1 protein-coding gene and 1 pseudogene are annotated in these 1,247 nt (G+C 62.1%); both read left to right on the forward strand.

Annotated features, from left to right (window positions below):
* Nucleotides 1–269 (forward strand): annotated as a pseudogene (locus tag C998_RS15120) (methyl-accepting chemotaxis protein); the annotation flags it as partial.
* 141 nt (nucleotides 270–410) lie between these two features.
* A partial coding sequence (locus tag C998_RS15345; RefSeq protein ID WP_018871490.1) for a HAMP domain-containing protein occupies nucleotides 411–1,247 on the forward strand: 837 nt, incomplete at its 3' end.

The following is a 1,247-nucleotide window of genomic DNA, read 5'->3' on the forward strand; positions in this document are numbered from 1 at the left end:
TGGTCGAAGAGGCCGCCTCCTCCTCCGAGTCCCTCGACAATCAGGCCAACGAACTGCAGGAGCTCATGGCTTTCTTCAACAGCTCCCACAGCGAGTCGGATGCCGGTCAGGCCCGCGAACCCGCTCGCAAGGAGAGTGCGCGGCCGGCAGGCCAATCCGCCTCCGCAGGCCGCCGCAAGGCCCCGGCGCCGGAAAAGAAACCGGCCACCACCTCTCGCACACAGGCCGGCACAAAGAACGTCCGCAACGAAGAATGGGAAGAGTTCTGAGACTCCGGGCACCCGCCGCGCCAACATCCGGCGGGCGCCCTTTTCCCCGACCAGACAACGCAAAAACGCATGCGGATACCGTGCGCGTGCTCCGCGCGCGCCGGTATCGGGCCCAACAAGAATGAATCACGGGAGAGCCTTATGACGGCTGAACAAAAGGGTGACAGCATCACCCTTTCGCGAAACGAGTACTACGAGATGATCCGCATGCGCTGGGCCGTGGATACCGCCACCCAGCCGTTCATGATGATCCGGCCCGACTGGACCATCAATTACATGAATGAGCCGATGAAACGTCTCCTGCAGAAACGCGCTGCGGACATCCGCGCCGCCGGTGGTATGCCTTCGATCTCGCTGGAAGAAAGGCTGGACCGGATTTTCCCGCAGCTGCAGGCGGAGCGCTCGGTGATGGACACCTGCCGCGAGGAAGGAATCGACCGTGAATACCGGATGGGTGACGCCGTGTTCAAGGTCCATGTCACCGGTGAGGATTCCGAGGAGGGCGACTTTCTCGGCAATACGCTGGAATGGTTCGATCTGACTGAACAGCGCAATTCCGAAAGCCAGGTGGCAAACCTTATTGAGGAGGTCCACGAGGGTCGTCTCGACAAACGGATGGACACCGAGCATATGGAAGGCTTCGTACGCCAGATCGGCGACGACCTCAATCAGTTGCTGGATTCCGTAATCAGTCCCGTCAACGAGGCCATCCGCGTGGTCTGGGCCCTGCGGGAGGGCGACCTGACGGAGCGGATGCAGGGGGATTACAAGGGCGAGTTCGGCCGCATGCAGGAAGCCGTTAACAGCTCCATTGAGCGGCTGGACGGGCTGGTGGGCCGAAGCATGGAGGCGGCCAACCATGTGCGCGCGGTTTCGTCGGAGATCGCCCGAGGCAACACGGATCTGTCCCAGCGCACCGAAGAGCAGGCTTCGTCGCTGGAGGAAACGGCCTCCTCCATGGAGGAGATCACCTCCACG

It is taken from the genome of Thioalkalivibrio sp. ALgr3 (genome assembly GCF_000377325.1).
GTDB lineage: Bacteria > Pseudomonadota > Gammaproteobacteria > Ectothiorhodospirales > Ectothiorhodospiraceae > Thioalkalivibrio.